The organism is Microcystis sp. BLCC-F210, from assembly GCF_042134685.1.
Classification (GTDB): domain Bacteria; phylum Cyanobacteriota; class Cyanobacteriia; order Cyanobacteriales; family Microcystaceae; genus Microcystis; species Microcystis aeruginosa_D.
In genome coordinates this window covers 3669567-3689534 of sequence record NZ_CP169647.1, presented here as the reverse complement: position 1 = coordinate 3689534, position 19968 = coordinate 3669567, and the positions used below count along the sequence as shown (strand labels likewise).

Below are 19968 nucleotides of genomic sequence, written 5' to 3'. Positions count from 1 at the left end.
TGCCGAAGATGGTATCGATAGGCTTTCCTCACAATTGGGGTTTTATGTATTATTGTAGCGATTATGAAAAAATTAATTCTAGCCACGAGCAATCCGGGTAAATTAGCAGAGATAGGCGAATACTTAACCGATATCGACCTAGAATTGCAGTTAAAACCTGATTATTTAGAGATAGAGGAAACAGGGACGACTTTTGCCGAAAATGCTTATTTAAAAGCTGCTCAAATTGCCCTAACATTGGGAGAATGGTCGATCGCTGATGATTCGGGATTGGAAGTAACTGGGTTAGGAAATGCCCCGGGAATCTACTCGGCCCGCTATGGTCAAAATGATCGAGAAAGAATCGATCGCCTAGTCAGAGAATTAGGGGATAATCAGGATCGATCGGCCCGTTTTGTCTGTGTAATTGCGATCGCTAGTCCCGATGGTGAGATTGCCTTTAGTTCTACAGGAATCTGTACAGGAGAAATTCTCACCAGTCCTAGGGGTGAGGGTGGTTTTGGTTACGATCCGATTTTTTATGTCCCCGAATACGCTTTAACTTTTGCGGAAATGTCTCCCGAATTAAAAAGAAAAATTAGCCACCGAGGACGAGCTTTTCAGCAATTGCTGCCCCATCTCAAGACTCTCGCGGATATAAATTCATCAAGGCTCTGACTTGTTCAGCATGATAAGAGCTTCTTGTCAAGGGACTCGCAACAATTTGTAAAAATCCCAGCGACTCCCCGTATTCGCGCCAAGCGTGGAACTGTTCAGGGGTGATAAATTCCCGGACACCGAGATGTTTTGACGATGGTTGCAGATACTGCCCGATGGTGAGAATATCACAATCGACGGCCCGTAAATCGCCCATCACTTGCCGCACTTCCTCGTCGGTTTCCCCCAATCCCACCATAATGCCCGATTTTGTGTAGGTAGCGGGAACAATAGCGCGAGCGCGCTGCAATAATTCTAGGGAACGCTGGTAATCACCCTGGGGACGCACGCGACGATAGAGACGGGGGACAGTTTCGGTATTGTGGTTTAAAACTTCAGGTTTAGCGGCAAGAATTAAAGCTAAAGCTTGCCAATTGCCACAAAGATCGGGAATAAGGACTTCGATGGTGGTTTTCGGTGAAATACGGCGGATTTCCTCGATACAACTGACAAATTGACTAGCGCCACCATCAGCCAAATCATCGCGATTGACAGAAGTGATCACTACATGATTAAGGTCAAGACGTTGCACGGCTGCCGCTAGTCGTTGGGGTTCCTTGGAGTCTAAAGGTTGCGGTTTTTTTTCAAAATCTATATCACAGTAAGGACAGGCGCGAGTGCAAGCAGGACCCATAATTAAAAAGGTAGCCGTCCCCGCGTGGAAACATTCGCCGATATTAGGACAGGAAGCCTCCTCACAAACGGTATTTAAGCCTAAATCCCGTAAAACCTCCTTAACACTGCCGACTCGTTGCCATTGCGGTGCTTTTACCCGTAACCACTCTGGTTTGACCGTCACGCCTGAACTACTCCGATAATTTTTGCCTATATCCCTAATATCCTAGCAAGTCTCGACCCACTCAAGGCAAAATATGCTATGATGATTTAGCTAAAAATTTTCGGGATGTAGCGCAGCTTGGTAGCGCACTTCGTTCGGGACGAAGGGGCCGCAGGTTCGAATCCTGTCATCCCGATTAAAGACAATCAAGGTGTAATCTGCTCTGCGGTTAAGCAGGTAGGTGTTAAAAATTGTCAGAGAAGCTGCCCACACATGGAATTGCGGGTTGAGATGAGGCACTTTTGCAACAGCCAACAATAAAGGGATTGGGACAGATTCAGCTAATCTAAGGATATGAAGATAGGCGGTTAAAATGGGTCTTAGCTTACCCCGATCCTGTCCATTGATCACATCTTTACTTAAGTTAAAATAAAAAACGCTGTCAGTAGTCGCACATAAATAAACAATAGTTAACTTTACTTTTGTCCGAACACTGATAATTCTCAGCCAGCAATTTATAAGCAGATCAATGTCATCTTGTCAAGTATTTGAACAATCAATTCAGATTAAAGCTAGTGCGACGACGGTGGAGCGTTGTATCACGGATTTAGAGTTAATGCGTCGTTGGTTGAATCCGGTGTTAGTTTGTGAACCTATCGGCGATTGGAAGACCGATATCGGTGGGAGAAGTCGTTTTTTGATTCAAATTCCCCTAATTCAGCCGACGCTAAAAAGTACGGTGATTGAGAGGGAACCGGGGTTAATTGTCTGGCAATTTGAAGGCTTTTTCCGCGGATGCGATCGCTGGGAATGTCAACCCAATGACAGCGGCACTTGTTTAATCAATCGTTTTGAGTTTGCGATTCCTAATCCGATTGTGGGGTGGGGATTTCAGCAATTCGCCGCTAAATGGACTAAAAAGGATATGGAAGCGCAATTAAGACGCTTAAAACGAGTAGCCGAAGAAATTTATCTACTTTCAGCAACAAGTTAAGCTGATGGGGTGGTAAGCGGGGGTTTTGGGGATGGGAGAATACCCTCACCCCCAACAGCTAACCCCTGATCCCTAATCGATCAAGATCGACTGGGGACTGTTGCCGTTATCCTGATTATTGTCGTTAAAACTGACTAATCCCTGCTCTTCTAACCATGTTTTGAGGGGATCGTCCGAAAGTTTCAAGTGGAGTAATCCAGAGGCAAAACCACCGAAAAAAGCGATCGGTTGTTGAATCAGTTCTTTAACAACGGGTTGTAATTCATCGAGAAACATCTTATTCTATCTCCTGATATTGTCACACCTATCAATGTTAAGTTAATTGAAGTGATTCTGTGAGACTAGCATGACTGAAACTTCCGACACGGTGAAAAAATCTTTCCGGCTAACCCCGTTTATTTTCCTGGGAATACTGCTCATCTGGCTAGGAATTAGGTTAATTGCTCCCGATAGCGTCAGTTTATTCGCTGGTACTCGTCCCGATTATTTGGGAGTCAGGGAGGGTAAACTGGCCCCTTGTCCGGTCACTCCTAATTGTGTTAGTAGTCAGAGTCAGGATCCGGCTCATTCGATCGAACCCCTTAGTTATCAGGGTAGCGGGGAACAAGCGATCGAGCAATTAGCTAAAATTATCGCTTCCCAACCGAGAACTAAAATTATTAACCAAGATAGTAACTATCTCTACGCCGAATTTAGCAGTCAATGGATGGGATTTGTCGATGATCTGGAATTTTCTCTTAATCCTAGCAAAAATGCGATCGATGTTCGCTCGGCCTCCCGGTTAGGAGAATCGGATTTAAATGTCAATCGAGAACGAGTGGAAACCTTGAGAAAACTCTTTTCAGTGATCAGTAAACAGTAAACAGTAAACTGAATACTGTTTACTGTTTACTGACTCGGAGAATAATATAAGAAAAATTATGTTTCGTCCCCAACCGATACCAGCAAAAGCAGGACAGGAATCCGTCTGGGATTATCCTCGTCCCCCGCGCCTAGAATTATCGCCTAAACACCTAAAAATCATCTTTAATGGTGTGACAATTGCCGAGACTAAAAGCAGTTATCGAGTTCTAGAAACCAGTCATCCTCCAGTTTATTATCTACCGCCCCAAGATATTAAAATGGAATACCTGCAAGCCACAGCAGAAAAGTCTTTTTGTGAGTGGAAAGGTCTAGCGGGATATTACAATATCACCGTTGGGGATCAACAGGCAATTAACGTCGCTTGGTATTATCCGGATCCGACACCAGAGTTTCAAGCAATTAAGAATTATCTGGCTTTTTATCCTGCCAAAATGACCGCTTGTTATGCCGACGGGGAATTAGTACAACCGCAACCGGGCAACTTTTACGGGGGATGGATAACCTCCGATGTAGTTGGTCCGTTTAAAGGCGTTCCCAATAGTTGGGGCTGGTAATCACGTTAAGTAAGTAGTCGTGCAAAATTAACTTCTTGGTTAGGAAAGGCAAAAGGCAAAAGGCAAAAGGCAAAAGGCAGCTACTGGCCAAAATTCATTAATTTTCTCCCCACACCCCACACCCCACACCCCACACCCCACACCCCACTTCCCACTTCATAATTCATAATTTATAATTCATAATTCCCCTTAACTCCTAGTTTCTACTTTTTACGAGAAATTATGACTATATCCCAACCCGATCTAGAACCCACTTGGATGACGATTATTCGCCTCTTGCGCTGGGATAAACCCGCCGGTAGGTTAATTTTGATGGTTCCCGCTTTATGGGCGGTATTTTTGGCGGCAGACGGGGTGCCACCACTACCCTTGATCGGGGTGATCATTTTGGGAACTTTGGCCACTAGCGCCGCCGGCTGTGTGGTTAACGATCTTTGGGATCGGGATATCGATCCACAAGTCGATCGCACTCGTAACCGTCCTTTAGCGGCCAGAGCTTTATCGATCAAGGTTGGTTTGATTATCGCTCTGATTGCTTTCTTTTGCGCCGCGATTTTAGCTTTATATCTGAATTTCCTGAGTTTTTGCCTATGTTTAGCCGCCGTTCCCTTGATTATCTGCTATCCTCTCGCCAAGCGTTTTTTTCCTGTACCCCAATTGGTTCTTTCTCTCGCTTGGGGTTTTGCGGTTTTAATCTGTTGGAGTGCCGTCACCGGGTCGTTAGATAGTAATACATTTATATTATGGGGAGCGGTGATTTTTTGGACATTGGCATTTGATACAATTTATGCTCTGTCCGATCGAGAGGATGATCTCAAGGTTGGTATTAACTCCAGTGCCATATTTTTCGGCAAATACGCCCCAGAAGCCGTGGGGGTCTTTTTTGCCATAACAGTGGGTTTATTGGCTTGGGAGGGGCAAAAAATGCAGTTATCATCCTCTTTTTGGCTAGGGTTGGGTCTAGCTGCGATCGCTTGGCTGCGTCAATACCGGCTGTTACGTCAATCGGATTTACCTAAACCAGTTTATGGTCAAATGTTCGGTCAAAATGTTTGGGTCGGTTTTATTTTATTAGCGGCTATGATTGGGGGAAGTTATTTTTAAATAAGTAAATCGAGTAATTTTTGACTCTTTCGGTCTTCCCAAGCGTTTTTAAGCTCGATCGCTCTAAAATCAAGTTAGTAAATTACCGAACCTTAACCAATGTCTAACTCGAAATCTAGTAGCGTTTGGGACCACAAACCCCGTTGGTGTCAACCTTGGTCGATTTTGTTGACAGGAATTACCCTGATTGCTGGGTGTTGGTTTTTAACTCAGCGTCTCTGGTTAACCCTACTCTTATCTGTTCCCATACTCCTCTGGTGGTTTGTCTTCCTAATTCTTTATCCGCGGACGCTGCAGCAACAGTTAAACACAGAAAGAATCGGGGAAAGCATTGATTAAAACAGGAAAGACAGGACAGGGATTTTTATCCTGTAATTGACTACTTTCATCTCCGCGAAAAGTGTTCCAACGGAAGGGAGCTTTTTTTTCACTCGACATCCATAAAAGTCTTTTTGCTCGCGTCATCGCTACATACAAAAGTCGGTATTCTTCAGCTTTTTTAAGTTGTCCAGCTTCTAACCAAGCGCTTAAAGGTGGGGGAATAATTGGTATGCTGTCGGGGTTTAAATAGCGTTGATGAACTGCTGCTCGAATTTGCGCCCGGGCCACTTCTGCAAGGCTAAAATCTCCCAAAAACTTTGCCCCATTGGGAACCCAAGGTTTGCCCGGGATAATATCTTCATGAAGAAAGGGAATAAAAACATAATCCCAGTCTAAACCCTTGGCTTTGTGCATAGTAATAATCGTCAGTTGTCCGGGACGAGTATAACAATCGTCGTTATCTTCTTCCACCCCTTCAAATCGCTCAGAGGCGATAATTTCATTAAGAGTATTAATGGTATTTTTGAGAGAACTATTACCAGCAGTTTCCTGATAAATACGGGCGGTTAATTTTTGCAAAGTTGCTAATTCTGACCCAGAATATTGGAGAGTCATAGCGAAAAAAGATAGGAGTTGATAATGGGGTAATTCTAATCTAGCTTTTAGTAAACTGCAGCAATAACGACGGGCGATTTTTTCGTTAGATTTCAGTTCAGGATCGAGGGGAGTAGGATAAAGAAATTGTTCGGGATAGGTAACTAAAGGATTTAAATCTTGGGCAGTAATTAAACCCCTCAATTGTAACACTTCTAAGGCCGCTTTCAGATAATCAGGAGAGTGGGGACGTTCGACAAAAGCCAATAGTTTCAGCATTTCGGCGGGAATTTGGGAAAAGCGATCAATTTCGTTAGCTTCAAAAATTCTGATCTGATAACTTTTATAAAAATGGGCGAATTTTTGAGCAAAAAAGTGTCCTTGTCGATTTTCTCTAACGAGAATAGCGGCATTATGTTGAGGGTTTTCTTGGAGTAATTTAACTAGACGTTTTTCGATTAATTCCACTGTTTGATAAATGTCATCGGGTTGATAAATTTCTAATCCTTTTCCCTCCTTAACTGGATTAGGTTGGGAATCTTCAGCGCCGACGGGAAGAATCGCTTGAACTCGAAAAGGAGCCTCGGTAACTTTATGATTATCTTTTCCCTGTTTCCAATCTCGATCGACCCATTGTAACACTAAATTAGCAGCTTCAATAATTTTAGTATTGCTGCGACCTGCTTGGTTCATAGTGGATAAATTGCCTTCATTTTGACAACTTTCACAAAACCAATTAAAGTAAACAGGATCGGCGGGAGTAAAGGTGGAATTAATGGCTTGATTGGGATCGCCAACGCGAATTAAATTAGGTATTTCCTCGTCATTATTTTTTGCTAAAATAGTAATTAGTTTTTCTTGGAGAGGACTAGAATCCTGTGCCTCATCTTCAAAGACTCCAAAGACAGATTTTTGCCATTGTTGGCGAATTTTTTCTTCCTCTAATACTCGCAAGGCTCCTAAAATCATGTCATCATAATCTATGTAGTTTTTCTGACGCATCAGGATTTCATACTGTTGGTACAAACCACTAGCAATAGCGAGAATTTGATAATTATCGTCGCTATAGTGGCTTAATTCCCAGACTTGCTGCGGTGATAATCCCGAACTTTTTAGCTCATGAATGGCCGCATAAGCAAGACTAGGTAAAATTTCGGTTCTCAGCACCGATTGACGGCGTAATCTTTCGGTTTCTTCCCCATCAAATTCTACTCCTTCTAATAACTTTTGATAACGAATTGGATCGGCAATTAGCCATTTTTCCACCGAGTTTCTAATAATTCTGTGGCTAGGAGTCGGAATAACTAATGTAGAAGATTCGAGGTCTAATCCCGATAATTCCGGGTAACGACGGGCCAATTGTAGAGCCAGTCCGTGCAGAGTTTGAACGCTGAACCCTTGAGCAGAAAGCTGTAAATCTTGCAAGCGTTGTTTAATTTTAGCTTTAATACTAGCGGCAGCCGAGCGGGTGTAGGTGACAATAATTAACTGTTTTTTAGCATGAAGTTGCTCACGAGCAATAACCATAGCGGCAGCTACGGCCAAACTGTGGGATTTTCCCGCCCCCGGCACCGCAGAAATGGCCATTTTTCCCCCTTGCCAATCGGCTAATTCCTGTTGTCCTACACGCAGTTGTTGCCGGAGATTGACCAGTAAATTTTCTCGATTAATTACTTTAGTTTCGCTCATTATGCCCCGCCAATTTTATTTTTAGTTTAATTGTATTACTATTAACACTGTCCACTTAAAACTGTAATGGCTCTCTTAGGTTTGGTGGGTAAAATGTATTCTAAGATACAGTCCTGCTGGCGAGGGAGTGGAAGGAACCACTCCAGACACAGAGGACACAAAGATTGATCGCTTCTATAGTAAGTTAAACTGATCACACAAAGAATAAGAGAACCCTGTAATCTGATCACTGATAACTGATAACTGATCACTGATAACTGATATGTAGCCAATTTTGTTGTACTTCTACCCGAATTTTGCCAGTTAAGGAAGAAGTGGCATCGCGATTAACACCAGTAATAAGATTAACCACTGACTCAACTTCGGCAAAATTAGGTGATGAGGGTAAATATTGAGCTAAAAATAAACGAATCACTCGTCTTTGTATCGCTAGAGGTAGAATTTGTAAAGGGGAGCGTTCGAGTCTTTGTTGATCTAGATCGATAACCTGACGAAAAATATCCCGGGCAATACTATCTAAATAATCGCTTTCTGCTTCCAAAATTTCGGCAGTTTGGGCGAGATGTTTTTCAATTTGGGGGTTTAAATTAGTTTGCAGGTAGGGTAATAATTCCTGACGGATGCGATTGCGAGCATAGCGTAAATTTTCATTAGCTCGATCGTACCAGATCGGTAATTCTCGACTTTGACAAAAAGCGAAAGTTTCCCCGCGAGTGACATTTAAGAGGGGACGGACTAAAAAAATATCCGGGGTTAAACTTGTCAACCAAGTTAGGGCAGAAAGTCCATCACTACCCGCTCCGCGCATGAGATTATAAAGAAAAGTTTCCGCTCGATCGCTCCTCGTGTGTGCCGTGAGAAGATAATTAAAACCCTGTTCTTGGGCGATTGTTTGTAAAGCTTGATAACGCCATTGTCTTGCTTTGGCTTCCGTTTCCGCCATGGGGGGTGCGGTGGCAATATAAACGGGTAATTGCCAAATTGCGGCGATTTTCTGCACATGAGCCACTAATCCTTGGTCGTAGGACCAACGGTGATCACAATGAGCGATCGCTAGTTGCCAACCCCAACGAGAGCGCAAATCTAGCAATAATTGACCTAAACAGAGAGAATCCTGACCCGCAGACAATGCCACTAACAGAGACGCATTTTTAGGTAGTAATTGTCCCTTTTTGACTGTGGTTTCCAGACGAGTATGGAGAGGTGTCCAAAAATTAGCCAAAATTTTTAGATTTATTTACTTGACAAATGACAGATAACCAGAAAAAGAGAAGGGAGAGGGAATTATGAATTATGAATTATAAATTGGGAAGTATTTTCAGTGAACGGTAAACTGATAACTGATAACTGATAACTGATAACTGATAACTGATAACTGATAACTGATAACTGATAACTGATAACTGATAACTGATAACTGATAACTGATAACTGATAACTGATAACTGATAACTGATAACTGATTTAACCTTGCCAATTAACCCAATCTTGGGGTTTTAGGAAGACATCATAGAGTTTTGCTTCTGGGGTGTTGGGTGCAGGTTGATAACAGTATTCCCAACGGACTAAAGGAGGTAAAGACATCAAAATTGATTCGGTACGACCGTTAGTTTGCAACCCAAAAATTGTGCCACGATCATAAACTAAATTAAATTCTACATAACGACCGCGACGATAGAGTTGAAACTGACGTTCTCTGTCACCGTATTCCGTCGAGTGCCGTTTCTGGACAATGGGAACATAAGCGGGTAGAAAAGCTCGGCCACAGTCATTAATGAAACTAAAAATTTCTTCCCAGTTGCGGGGTTGTTGGGGAGATAATTTTTCTGAATAGATAGCCGCATCACTTTCGGCAAAAGGACCCCGATAGAGAGGGTCTAAACCGTCTTGGTAATCAAAGAAAATCCCACCGATGCCTCTGGCTTCCTGACGATGATTGAGATAAAAATATTCATCACACCAGCGTTTAAAAACGGGATAATATTCGGGATGATGTTGGTCGCAAACCTGTTTAAAAGTGCGATGAAAATGACTAGCATCTTCTTCAAAAGCATAGTAGGGAGTTAAATCGGCACCACCGCCAAACCACCAAACTGGACCGGCTTCAAAATAGCGATAATTGAGGTGAACTGTGGGAATATAAGGATTGCGAGGATGTAAAACCATCGAGGTTCCCGTGGCATAAAATTGATGACCAGCAGCCTCGGTCCGTTGTTTGGCAATGCTAGGAGGTAATTCTTTCCCCCAAACTTCCGAAAAATTCACCCCTGCTTGTTCAAAAATTGCCCCTTCCCGCAAAACTCGCGAACGTCCGCCACCACCTTCAGGCCGTTGCCAACTATCTTCGATAAATTTTGCTTGTCCATCCACTTCTTCTAATCCCCGACAAATTTCATCCTGTAGGGATTTCATAAATTCACTGACGCGGCTACGGCTGTCACTGGCGGGCAAATTGGCAAGAGTGGGAGTTGTGGTCAATGCAGTCATACTCAAGGATCAAAATTGATAACTTAGTGATTATATTACTACTGGGTGATAAAACGGCTGCTCTTCGATACTTAACTTAACATTTAGATGAGCTTACAATTATAGGTGTTTGACAAAGTTGAGCAGAGCATCGTCAAAGAAGACAAGGCTAAACTAAAAAATATCTCAAACAGTGGCCGTGCCTGGTATCAGAAGAGTATCTACCCCCCCAACCTCCACTTATTTATAGTTTTGTAACAGTAATTTTTGCTAAAAATCAATAAGTGTAAACTTTAATTACAGGGTCGATCTAGTCCTGACAAACGTGTTATCTTAAGAACATAAGGCACAAAGGAAGCGACTCAACTTCCTTCTGGACAAAAAGACCTAGAGCCTGTGCCACCTGCTCTGGATCGACACAACAGCTAAATCGGACGCAGATTCTCGAAGTTTGTAAAGTAAAGTATGGTTTCGCCTCTGTCGCTCAAGATAGGATAGATGGAGTGGGCCGTAATCAGCACCTGAGTCGGTAAACTGAGAGATTTTGATAGTTGATAAATAGACTGTTGTGAGTTCTGTAAACCTCTATTGTATTGAGTCCGTTAATTTTTTAGGAGTCCATATCGTTTGTACAAGATAAAGCCCGCCTCCCTAGGCGGGCATATTGTGTTTTTAGAAAACTGCTACGAGATATTCCTGTAACTGCAATTGATAACCTCTCCGTAGCTGACAGGGATAATCAAGGGAAAACTCAGGTAAAGCTGATAGAGAGCTTTTTTGACAACTAACCAAAGCCACATCGAAGCGACAGGCCAAATCCGACCACGTGGGATGAAAAGAGAGAAATATCTGGGCAGCTTGATAAATTTTCTCCTGTTTACGGTCATCGATCGCTAATTTGCCCCCTAAATCCCAATTGCCAGCACTGCGGGTTTTTACCTCAACAAAAGCGAGAATCGCCTGAGATTTAGACAAGACGATTAAATCGATTTCACCGCTAGGACTACGCCAACGACGCTGGAGGATATGCCATTGCTGTAATTGCAACCAGTCCGCTACCAAATTTTCGCCCAATTCCCCCACGGTTGTCATATTCAGTTATCGGTAAACAGTGATCAGGGAACAGGGAACAGGGAACAACATTGATTTATTATCTCGTCTTCTCACAGGTAATTTTCAGGTTAAGCAACAAATTAGTCTTGATTTTCCCCCGGAATTACTACGAAGCATAGATGTAGAGTGTCAATTGCAGAACATGAATCGTCGGTATTGGGTCAAGATGGTTTGCGTCGAGAAACTCCGTGCAATTCAATCTAGCAGAATAGCCAGTACTGTTTAGTGGGATTAAGGTATCCTACGCTACAATTTAATAAATCTTTACATTCTTCTCCCTAACTCAGGGATTGACAGGGAAAATGCGTTTCCCTGTTTTACCCCTTCTCAGGCGAACTATCCGCTTCCGTAAGGGATTTTGGTGCGGTATGTCGGATTTGCTGCTTAATTATTGGGAATTAATGAAATCTTGAGGATGAACGGCTCTTCTAGGTTCTGTGTGATAAGTTTAACTTACATTATGATCGATCTTTGTGTCCTCTGTGTCTCTGTGGTTCTTTCCACTCCCTCGCCAGCAGGACTGTATCTTAGAATACATTTTACCCATCAAATCCAAGAGAGCCGATGAACGATGGTAATATTGGGAATAGGGATAAAGTCATTAACTTCCCACTTCCCACTATCCTATACCTTTTAAACAGGATTTAGTCTTAGGTTGATTTTGCCAAGGCCAGCCAATCGAGGTTAAAGATTGCTTGATAGATGGGATTATGAATCCGCAGCTGGGCTTGGTCTTTGATCACTAACCCTGATAACAGTAACTCTTTTTCTGGGGTGCTATCCTCGGAAATCACTTCTTTTTCCCTTAAAATCCGTTCGTAGAGTCTCAGCAGCAACTGGTAGCGATGACTGTTGAGAAGCCGATCGCGAATAGTCCGCAGATGTTCTGGTTCATCCTGAGATTCCCAATTATCAATGATCTTCTTCTGTACTAAGTCCTCAATCCAGAGGGCCTCACCATTGGGGGGAATCGGCGAGGTGGCGGTGCGGATCAACTGACAGAGTTTTTGGGTCAGAAAAGGTTGACCATTTGTCCAGGCAAAGACTTCTTTTAAGACAGTTTGCGGGTTACTAACTTTCTCAGCCAATCCGTGCAGTAAAGGCTGGGCTTCGTGTTCTTTAAAACCCTCCAATTGAATAGAATGACCGATATTAAAAGGGGTGATTTGGTGGTCGGTAATTAAATCGGAGGGGGTGACAACACCTAAGAAAGCGAAGGTCAAACGCCGATAGAGCGGGTTAAAACCGCGCTGGTTATAGCAGGAACGAATCAGGGCAAAAAAGTCATTAACTGCGAAATTTAAGCCCAAAACGCTATCGATTTCATCGATAAAAATCACGATTGGTTTCGGGGGTGAGCCGTCCACTATCCCCACTTCCAGTAATAACACCTCTTCGATAAATTCGCCCAAGCGCTGCACTGCCGAGACATCTTCCCGTTCTTGCCACCAAGCTTTCAAATTGACCCTTTTGAGCAGGCCAAAACGTCGCCCTAACTCGAAGGCTATCCCCTTGTACCATTGGTCAGAAGTGACATTTTCGCTGCCGATACGGGTTAAATCAATGGGAGCGCAACAGATGCCCTCGTGTTGGAGATGATCGATCATGCGTACCATTAAACTAGACTTACCCATTTGACGGGGATTGAGAACATAGCAAAAATCGCCGCGTTTGAGGGCTTTATAGAGATAACGGTCGGCAGCGCGGACCACGTAGGTGGGGGCATCCATGGGTAAACTGCCCCCCACTTGATAGTCAAAGGTGCTAGATTCTTCGCTACTTCTGAGCAGTTCATTTTCAAACAGTAATTCTGCTTGGGTGGCCTTGAGAATTTCTAAGGTTTGACTGAGTTCTAGGGTGCGCTCCTGCACTTTCTGTTCTAGGGTGCGGCTATACTCGGCTAATTCTTCGGTAAAGCGAATCCGTTCCGCTTCCGCCTGTTTTCGTTCGGTAATATCGGTAAAAGCGGTGATTGCATAGATAATTTCTCCTTTTTCGTCAAAAACGGGCGTGGCATACACTTCTAGGGGAATAATCTTCTCTCCTTGGTGAATTTCTAGATCATCCATCGTGTTTTTTTCCCCCCTTAAAGCTCGGACAATTGGCTGGTCTTCGGTGGGATACAATCGATCAGTTCCAGCTTGATATAACTGATAAGTTTTCCCCAACTGATTAGCCGTGGTGATATTAACTATCCCTTTTCCTAAAATCTCTTGGGCCGTTTGATTGGCATAATAGGGGTGACTGTCGGCATCAAGGACAAATACCCCCACTGGCATGGCTTCTAAAAATTGCGCTAGTTGTCTCTGTTTAGCTTTGATTTCGGTGTAGAGTTTGGCGTTAGTAATTGCGATCGCCGCTTGGCTGGAGAGCAGTTGCAGCACTTCCAATCTTTCTTGAGTAAAAGCCCCGACGGTGAGGTTATTTTCTAGATAGACAATTCCCCGCAGTTGTCCTTGGTCAAGGAGAGGTGAACAGAGCAGCGATTTGGTTTGATGGGTTTTTATATAGGGATCGTTGCTAAAATTGCCCTGATGGGCAGCATCGTTATTAAGAACGGTTTGACCGCTCCGGGCTACATAGTTAATAATTGAGACGGGAAGATGTTCTTCGATCGCATTAGATTTAAAGACTGTCACCCTATCTTCCTGCACTGAACCGGAGGCCTCGATCGATAATTGTCCGCCGCTTTCTAGGATAAGATAGCCCAGCTGCGCCCCAGCATTTTCGATGAGAATTTTCATCAGGTTGGCGAGTAATTTATCTAAAACTATCTCGCTAGAAATGGCTTGGGATGCCTTCATGATCGTGGCTAAATCTAACAGTTCTCCCGAATGACTGGCTGAATTTTTTCTGGTGGAAGTTCTCCTAGTTTCGGTCGGGTAATTGGAACTATAGTTATTGACCATTAACTGAAAATAGCGGCTTTCTATATCTTTGACTTTAGCTGTTGCTCCCCAAAGAGAATAGAGATAGGCAGCTTCATTGATGTAGGTTTTGGCAATTTTTACTTTACCCCAATCGAGATAGAATTTCGCCGCTAGTTCGTTAGCTAGTGCCTCTTCATTAATATATTCATTTTCTTTGGCTTTAGCAATGGCTAGATCGTAGTTTTCTATGGCTTCTAGATAGGATTGCTGCACTCGCTCCTTTTCCGCTTGCACTAAATAAAATTTATGGAGATAGTTAGAGGCTGCTTGATTCGCCCATTCCCACAGCTTTTTCTGATTATTCGTAACTCGTTCTAATACCTGCTGTTTTTGGTTATTGTCCAGATGATTATAAATGGCTAAATGGGCGAGGGAATCATAGAAATTATGCAGAGGAATCAATAATGTGGCGGTAGCTCCCTCTAGATACTTTTGGGCTTGGTTAGCATTTTTAATAGCTTGTTCGTGCTGCCCAAATAGATAACAAAGGTATAATTTATTAACAAATAAAGCACAAAGACCGTAGAGATCATTAGCCTCTAGATGGTAAGGTAACCTAACAGTTTCTTGATAGTACTGTCCTTCTAAATGACCGGGATTTTCCGAGTGTCTCAGCAGATTTAAAACTGTTTGACCATAGATTTTTAAATAGTTGCGAGGGTTTTCTTGTTTGAGCTTAACAAAAGCCAGATCATAGTTAGCTATTTCTTGGGCTAATTCTGTTAATTCTTGTCCGATAAAGGCAGAATGAAAACAGTAAAGATAGGCGCAGGTTGTTCCGTAGTAGAGATCGCCCATTTCTAAACCGGTTTGATAGGAAGATTTTAACAAAGACAGGGAATTTTTAATCGGTTCTTTCCAGATACTAATAGTGGCGGAAAATACGGCAATTATTTTCGGCATCAGGGCTTTGGCATGAAATTTATCAGCGATGTTTAAAGCTAATCGTCCAAATTGATAACCCGTTTCCCAATCTTCTAAAATACCGCAAAGGATTAAGCCATAATTAACATAAGTAAAAGCCGCTAGATAACTATTGCCGTATTCAATTGATAAGTTAACCTGTTTTGATACTAGGATGGGTAAGAGATGAGGTGCGGCAATAAAAACAGGAGGAAATATGGCAGTCCCTATCTTCATTATTGCTAATTTTTCTTCCTCATTTATCGGCGGTAAATTACTTAAATCTTCGATATTTTGCCCCGCTAATTTTTGGCGGGTTTTAGTTAGTTCTTTTTGAATATCTGATGATTGTAAAGATTCAGGAATCTGGAAATCGAAGCTTTTAAGGACAGATAAACCAATTTGTACCGCTTTTAGTTCTTGATTTTGGGCGTGATACGCTTCGATGATTACTTCATAAACTTTGATTTTATCTAGGGTAGTTTTTGCCTGTTTTAATACGAGATTAGCCCAGCGTTGCATTTGCTCAAAGTTCCCACTTAAATAGGCGATTTCTGTGGCTTCAGAATAAATATTTAAAGTCAGTTGATAGTTATTTACCCAGCTTGATTTTTTGAGAAGTTTTTGAGCCATTTTGATATATTTTAAGGCTCCAGCTTTGGCATTAGCGGCTTTTGCTTTTTGGGCTGCTAGTAAATTCAAGTTAGCCACTGACTCTCGTTCTTTTTCCTCACTAATTAGTTGATAACCAAGATTGAGATGATCAGCTATTTTAAAAATCTTTTCCGATAATTCGTTGATAGAAGTATGTTGCCAAATTAGGCGACCAATTTTTAGGTGAATTACGGCTTTTTGGCTGTCTTCGATGAGAGCGTAAGCTCCTTGTTGAATGCGATCATGAGCAAATTTATATTCTTGAATCAGTAATTGTTCATCTAATTCTGAGAGGGGAATAATTAAACCTGCTTCGCTACTATAATTTAAAATTGGTAAAAGTTCTGAAGGTGATTGTTCAGAGATAACCGCCAGATTAGATAAATTAAACTCTGCCCCAAGACAGGCTGCTAAACTTAGAAACTCCTGGGTTTCGGGAGGTAATTTCTGCATTTTGCCCATCATAAATTGAATCAGATTATCGGTACTGTCAATCCTTTGAATTTGACCGAGATGCCATTGCCAATAGCCCCTATTATTATCGCTTTTAGTGGTTGTTTGCTGCCCCGATTGGAAAAATAGCAAATTTTCCCAGTAGATAGTTTTGAGAAATTCATTGACAAAAAAGGGATTTCCGTGGGTTTTTTGCCAGACTAAAGCGGACAAGGATTGCACATATTCTGGTGAATGGTTTAAGGTGTCAGCAATTAACTGATTGACCTGTTCAGAACCCAGAGGTTTTAAAATAACTTGATTGATAATTATGCCCCCTTGCTCTAATTTGTCGAGAGTAGCGGTTAGGGGGTGAGTGGAATTAATTTCATTACTGCGATAGGAGCCAATTAAAAACAAATAGTCCATATCGCCATCGAGCATAATTAATTCTATCAACTGGAGACTAGCCAAGTCTGTCCATTGTAAATCATCGAGAAAGATGACTAGGGGATGTTCTGGGGAACAAAAGACCCGAATAAAATTTTTAAAGACTAAATTAAAGCGATTTTGAGTAGCGATCGCTCCTAATTGTAACACCTCTGGTTGCGAACCAATAATTAATTCTAGTTCGGGAATCACGTCAATAATAACCCGTGCATTCGCCCCCAAAGACTTTAAGAGTTTTTGTCGCCATAGTTCCAGTTGTGATTGACTCTCCCCCAAAAGTTGCTTAACCAGATTAGTCAAAGCGCTAACCACGGCAGCATAGGGAATATCGCGCTGAAATTGGTCAAATTTACCGGAGATAAAAAAGCCGCGTTTTTCAGTAATTGGCTGATAAATTTCCTTAACCAAGGTGGTTTTACCCATGCCAGAATAACCCGTAACTAGCATCAGTTCGGTGTGAGAGGAGTTTTTAGCCACCGTGGCTACCCGTTGAAAAGCAGTGAGGAGAGTGGCGATTTCTGCCTCCCTACCGTAGAGTTTTTGGGGAATTTGGAACTGATTGGCTAGATCTTGCCTAGCGATGACAAAATCCTCAATTTTACCCGTTGTTTCCAGTTGTCTTAAACATTCCTCTAAATCTGCTCGAATGCCGTAGGCACTTTGGTATCGTTCTTCGGGGGTTTTAGCCATCAGTTTGATGATGATTGCCTCCACCACTGGGGGAATTTCCTCCCTGACGAGACTATTAATCTCCAAAGGTTGTTTAGCTAGATGACAGTGAACTAATTCCAAAGCATCGTTAGCTGGAAAAGGTAATTGTCCGGTGAGCAGTTCATAGAAGCTAACGCCCAAGGAATAAAAATCCGTGCGATAATCGAGACTGCGATTCATCCGTCCGGTTTGTTCGGGAGAAAGATAGGCTAAAGTCCCCTCCAGAACGTTGGGATTTTTTAGCCCGGGATTTTCCCGCTGCAGAACACTAGCAATGCCAAAATCGATGATTTTAATCTGTCCGGTTTCGGGGTTAAGAACTATATTGGCAGGATTAATATCTTTGTGAATAACCTTAGCGTTGTGAATTTTCTCTAAATTAGCCACTATTCGGGGTGCAAGGCTTAAAAAGTCCCTTAAGGCTAGGGGTTTGCCCTCTAGCCATTTTTTTAAGGATACACCCCCGAAATCTTCCAAAATAATCACGGGAGTTCTGCGGTAGGTTTCTAAGCCGTAGGCTTTAATCGCCTCCTCGAAGTTCAGACCGCAGATGGTTTTATACTCCTGTTTATAGTGGGTTAGTTCTTGGGTGGTGGGATATTCTTGCTTGAGGATTTTGAGCATAACCGGTTGATTATCGGCGATGCGAATGGCCCGATAGACTTCCGAGTTAACGCTTTCGTAGATTTGGGCAAGAATGTCGTATCCGTTGAGAACAATCATTTTTTTACTTGGCGGTTGTAAACGGCTGCGGGTTTCCCTAGGAAAAATTCTACGGGAACCAAGACCAGACTCCGCAAGGCTGACAGAACTCGATTTACCTGTGAGACGGAAGGATGGGGAGAAGGGACCACCTGCTCGAAATACTCGGAATGCAAGGTAAAACCAAAGTGAACATCTTCCAGCAAACTCAGTTTAGCAATCGGTCCGTCCTTGAGATTGTCAGGGTTAAATAACCAAGCTTCTAATACTTTGGTCGGGGTTAAAACCGTCGTCAATAGATAGGCCTGTTCTTGGGGAATAAACTGAATGCTATCTAAAATATAGCCATCAGGACAAACATAAAAATCCAGTAGTCCCCGACCTAAATGGGATACATGAGTATCACTGCCTTTTTTTTCTTGGCTAATCTGTTCAGTTAACTGATTCCAATCCTTATCGAAGGGAACCTTAGCTAATACCGAGGGCAAGTCATGACAGGGAAGTTCGGCATCGCTGAGGATGCGATTACTTTGGTCGCGAAAATCCATATACTGACGACGACAGATTAACTCGCGCACATACCCGGCATAAACCTGATAAATGGCACTGTATCCCTGTTCCAATTCCCGTGGGTCGGCGGTGTAGAGAGTGGTAGAGAACCACCCCGGATGGATGAAAGCTTGTTCGCTCATCACCCTGGCATCTTCGATAACCACTTTGCGCAGCACTCCGGGGTCAAAGGAAAACATCCAGGGAATGCCGTGGTATTCGGGGGGATAACCCTGACCAGTAAAATGTTGGATATCGTCTTTTTCGATCGCTTCGGTTAAACTAATAGTGGCGTTTTGGATGGCCACCAGCTGAATTTGACCGTTGGTACTATGGTAATTACAAAGGAAGTGATAACTGTCGCCATTGAAGGTAATTAATCGCGAGGGAACGGTGGTTTCTTCTTCCTTGAGGTCTTGACGTTTAACCAGATAAATTTGAGTTTTCGGATAGGTTTCTTCTGGCTTGATTCTAATACCTAATAGTTTGGCTACTCCCATCTGAAAAGGCATATCGGGAATCATGATATAATCCTCGGTGACGATAACCGAATGGGGGCTACCATCGAGGATAGTTCCCTGTAGTTTCCAGGGTTTAAGTTGTTTTTGTTGATCCCAAAGCACAACATACACCGAGTTGTCTAAGTCTTTTAATATACCTCCCGATACAATTTTTAGCTTTAATTCACAGGTGATAAATTCTTTGGTCTTTTTGTCGTAGAAGGGGTGAGCAGTATTTTCTAGGACTGGGAAAAAAGACAAAGGCACGGAAACAAGATGTTGGTCAAAATAACCAATCGGAGTGATAGTATCAAGGGAAACGGGATCCACTTCCCAGTAACGTCCCGCATCGGCAGTGAGAATTAATCGGGTTTCTTCTAGTTGTTTATCTTCGGAAACTTTTTCTAGTTTAACTATAGCAGTATTCGCTATTTCTGAAGAACCCAAAATGCTGATTACAGCAGGAAAATTGGCTTTAATAATATTAAATATCGGTAAGACTTTTCGCCAGAAACTATCCCAGGTTTTCAGTTTTTTACTGTAAACATTAACTTGATTATTTTTCCCTTGCAAGTCCCATTTAATAATTACACCTTCACCAGAGAACAAATGACGGTCATTTTTTCTATGAAAAGGACAGACGATAAAAACGTATCCCGACAGATTTTCCGGCCAATGTCCCTCGGTAACTGTAGCGACTGCCTTATATAAATTGTTCTCATCCGGCCGACCGAGTTGCGAGCGACTAAAATTACCAACGTTGACAGTATTTTGGACAGTATCTTTGTTTGACATATTCATAATAAGTAGGGTTTGCGGCAAAAAGTTTGTTGGTGGGGTTAGTAGCCAGTCGTCAGGAGATAGGAGCCGGGAGCCAGTATTTAGGAGGCAGGAGACAGGAGATAGGTTTTAGGTGTTGGGGTTTTGGGCTTCGGCCGTGAGCTCAGGCTTCGACGGTGAGCTC

Annotated in this window: 14 protein-coding genes and 1 tRNA gene; 7 read left to right on the top strand and 8 right to left on the bottom strand. The window is 42.7% G+C overall.

Annotation, left to right across the window (positions count from 1 at the left end; translation table 11 throughout):
- Positions 1-63: 63 nt before the first annotated feature.
- Positions 64-657, top strand: coding sequence for an RdgB/HAM1 family non-canonical purine NTP pyrophosphatase (rdgB, locus tag ACE3JL_RS17780; RefSeq protein ID WP_375328040.1), 594 nt, complete (start codon positions 64-66; stop codon positions 655-657).
- On the opposite strand, the gene lipA is transcribed toward rdgB, so the two are convergent.
- Positions 620-1525, bottom strand: a complete 906-nt coding sequence (lipA, locus tag ACE3JL_RS17775) for a lipoyl synthase (protein WP_375329626.1) — start codon at positions 1523-1525, stop codon at positions 620-622. The two genes, rdgB and lipA, sit on opposite strands and share 38 nt — an antisense overlap.
- A 71-nt stretch (positions 1526-1596) precedes the next feature.
- Here lipA and ACE3JL_RS17770 point away from each other — a divergent pair.
- Together ACE3JL_RS17770 and ACE3JL_RS17765 are read left to right on the top strand one after the other, a co-directional pair.
- Positions 1597-1670: transfer RNA gene (locus ACE3JL_RS17770), tRNA-Pro, on the top strand.
- Positions 1671-2003: 333 nt separating this feature from the next.
- Positions 2004-2468: an SRPBCC family protein gene (locus tag ACE3JL_RS17765; RefSeq protein WP_271990903.1), complete on the top strand. Its 465-nt coding sequence runs from the start codon at positions 2004-2006 to the stop codon at positions 2466-2468.
- Between the two features lie 72 nt (positions 2469-2540).
- Here the strand turns inward: ACE3JL_RS17765 and ACE3JL_RS17760 are convergent, their stop codons facing one another.
- Complete coding sequence (locus tag ACE3JL_RS17760) at positions 2541-2744, bottom strand: hypothetical protein (protein ID WP_271990901.1); 204 nt, start codon at positions 2742-2744, stop codon at positions 2541-2543.
- Between the two features lie 70 nt (positions 2745-2814).
- On the opposite strand from ACE3JL_RS17760, the gene ACE3JL_RS17755 reads away from it, so the two are divergent.
- The 4 genes from ACE3JL_RS17755 to ACE3JL_RS17740 all read left to right on the top strand — a co-directional run bounded on the left by ACE3JL_RS17755 (position 2815) and on the right by ACE3JL_RS17740 (position 5329).
- A complete protein-coding gene (locus ACE3JL_RS17755; protein WP_375328039.1) occupies positions 2815-3330 on the top strand; it encodes a DUF1499 domain-containing protein in 516 nt (171 codons plus the stop codon).
- 58 nt (positions 3331-3388) lie between these two features.
- Positions 3389-3886 carry a DUF427 domain-containing protein gene (locus tag ACE3JL_RS17750; protein ID WP_271990896.1) on the top strand — a complete coding sequence of 166 codons (498 nt, stop codon included), beginning with the start codon at positions 3389-3391 and terminating at the stop codon, positions 3884-3886.
- Between the two features lie 222 nt (positions 3887-4108).
- Complete coding sequence (locus ACE3JL_RS17745; RefSeq protein ID WP_375328038.1) at positions 4109-4990, top strand: 4-hydroxybenzoate solanesyltransferase; 882 nt, start codon at positions 4109-4111, stop codon at positions 4988-4990.
- A gap of 99 nt (positions 4991-5089) precedes the next feature.
- Positions 5090-5329, top strand: coding sequence for a DUF6737 family protein (locus ACE3JL_RS17740; RefSeq protein WP_272077808.1), 240 nt, complete (start codon positions 5090-5092; stop codon positions 5327-5329).
- Here ACE3JL_RS17740 and ACE3JL_RS17735 read toward each other — a convergent pair.
- The 6 genes from ACE3JL_RS17735 to ACE3JL_RS17710 form a co-directional block, all read right to left on the bottom strand.
- Entirely contained in the window at positions 5294-7594 is a 2301-nt protein-coding gene (locus ACE3JL_RS17735) for an ATP-dependent helicase (protein WP_150978438.1), read from the bottom strand. The genes ACE3JL_RS17740 and ACE3JL_RS17735 overlap by 36 nt on opposite strands.
- Before the next feature lie 247 nt (positions 7595-7841).
- Positions 7842-8816, bottom strand: coding sequence for a tRNA lysidine(34) synthetase TilS (gene tilS, locus ACE3JL_RS17730; protein ID WP_375328037.1), 975 nt, complete (start codon positions 8814-8816; stop codon positions 7842-7844).
- Positions 8817-9058: 242 nt separating this feature from the next.
- Positions 9059-10081 (bottom strand): oxygen-dependent coproporphyrinogen oxidase, encoded by a 1023-nt coding sequence (gene hemF, locus ACE3JL_RS17725; protein WP_375328036.1) that lies wholly within the window; start codon positions 10079-10081, stop codon positions 9059-9061.
- 651 nt (positions 10082-10732) lie between these two features.
- Positions 10733-11152 (bottom strand): YraN family protein, encoded by a 420-nt coding sequence (locus tag ACE3JL_RS17720; protein ID WP_271991973.1) that lies wholly within the window; start codon positions 11150-11152, stop codon positions 10733-10735.
- Positions 11153-11823: 671 nt separating this feature from the next.
- Positions 11824-17976: an AAA family ATPase gene (locus ACE3JL_RS17715; protein WP_375328035.1), complete on the bottom strand. Its 6153-nt coding sequence runs from the start codon at positions 17974-17976 to the stop codon at positions 11824-11826.
- Positions 17973-19805, bottom strand: a complete 1833-nt coding sequence (locus ACE3JL_RS17710) for a carotenoid oxygenase family protein (protein ID WP_185237317.1) — start codon at positions 19803-19805, stop codon at positions 17973-17975. The genes ACE3JL_RS17715 and ACE3JL_RS17710 overlap by 4 nt, the downstream gene beginning before the upstream one ends.
- Positions 19806-19968 lie beyond the last annotated feature (163 nt).

What these genes read in the sequence shown, in the direction of transcription:
- rdgB (WP_375328040.1), top strand. Translation starts at nt 64, where the DNA reads ATGAAAAAATTAATTCTAGCCACGAGCAATCCGGGTAAATTAGCAGAG.
- ACE3JL_RS17765 (WP_271990903.1), top strand. Translation starts at nt 2,004, where the DNA reads ATGTCATCTTGTCAAGTATTTGAACAATCAATTCAGATTAAAGCTAGT.
- ACE3JL_RS17760 (WP_271990901.1), bottom strand. Translation starts at nt 2,744, where the DNA reads ATGTTTCTCGATGAATTACAACCCGTTGTTAAAGAACTGATTCAACAA.
- ACE3JL_RS17755 (WP_375328039.1), top strand. Translation starts at nt 2,815, where the DNA reads ATGACTGAAACTTCCGACACGGTGAAAAAATCTTTCCGGCTAACCCCG.
- ACE3JL_RS17750 (WP_271990896.1), top strand. Translation starts at nt 3,389, where the DNA reads ATGTTTCGTCCCCAACCGATACCAGCAAAAGCAGGACAGGAATCCGTC.
- ACE3JL_RS17745 (WP_375328038.1), top strand. Translation starts at nt 4,109, where the DNA reads ATGACTATATCCCAACCCGATCTAGAACCCACTTGGATGACGATTATT.
- ACE3JL_RS17740 (WP_272077808.1), top strand. Translation starts at nt 5,090, where the DNA reads ATGTCTAACTCGAAATCTAGTAGCGTTTGGGACCACAAACCCCGTTGG.
- ACE3JL_RS17735 (WP_150978438.1), bottom strand. Translation starts at nt 7,594, where the DNA reads ATGAGCGAAACTAAAGTAATTAATCGAGAAAATTTACTGGTCAATCTC.
- hemF (WP_375328036.1), bottom strand. Translation starts at nt 10,081, where the DNA reads ATGACTGCATTGACCACAACTCCCACTCTTGCCAATTTGCCCGCCAGT.
- ACE3JL_RS17720 (WP_271991973.1), bottom strand. Translation starts at nt 11,152, where the DNA reads ATGACAACCGTGGGGGAATTGGGCGAAAATTTGGTAGCGGACTGGTTG.
- ACE3JL_RS17715 (WP_375328035.1), bottom strand. Translation starts at nt 17,976, where the DNA reads ATGATTGTTCTCAACGGATACGACATTCTTGCCCAAATCTACGAAAGC.
- ACE3JL_RS17710 (WP_185237317.1), bottom strand. Translation starts at nt 19,805, where the DNA reads ATGAATATGTCAAACAAAGATACTGTCCAAAATACTGTCAACGTTGGT.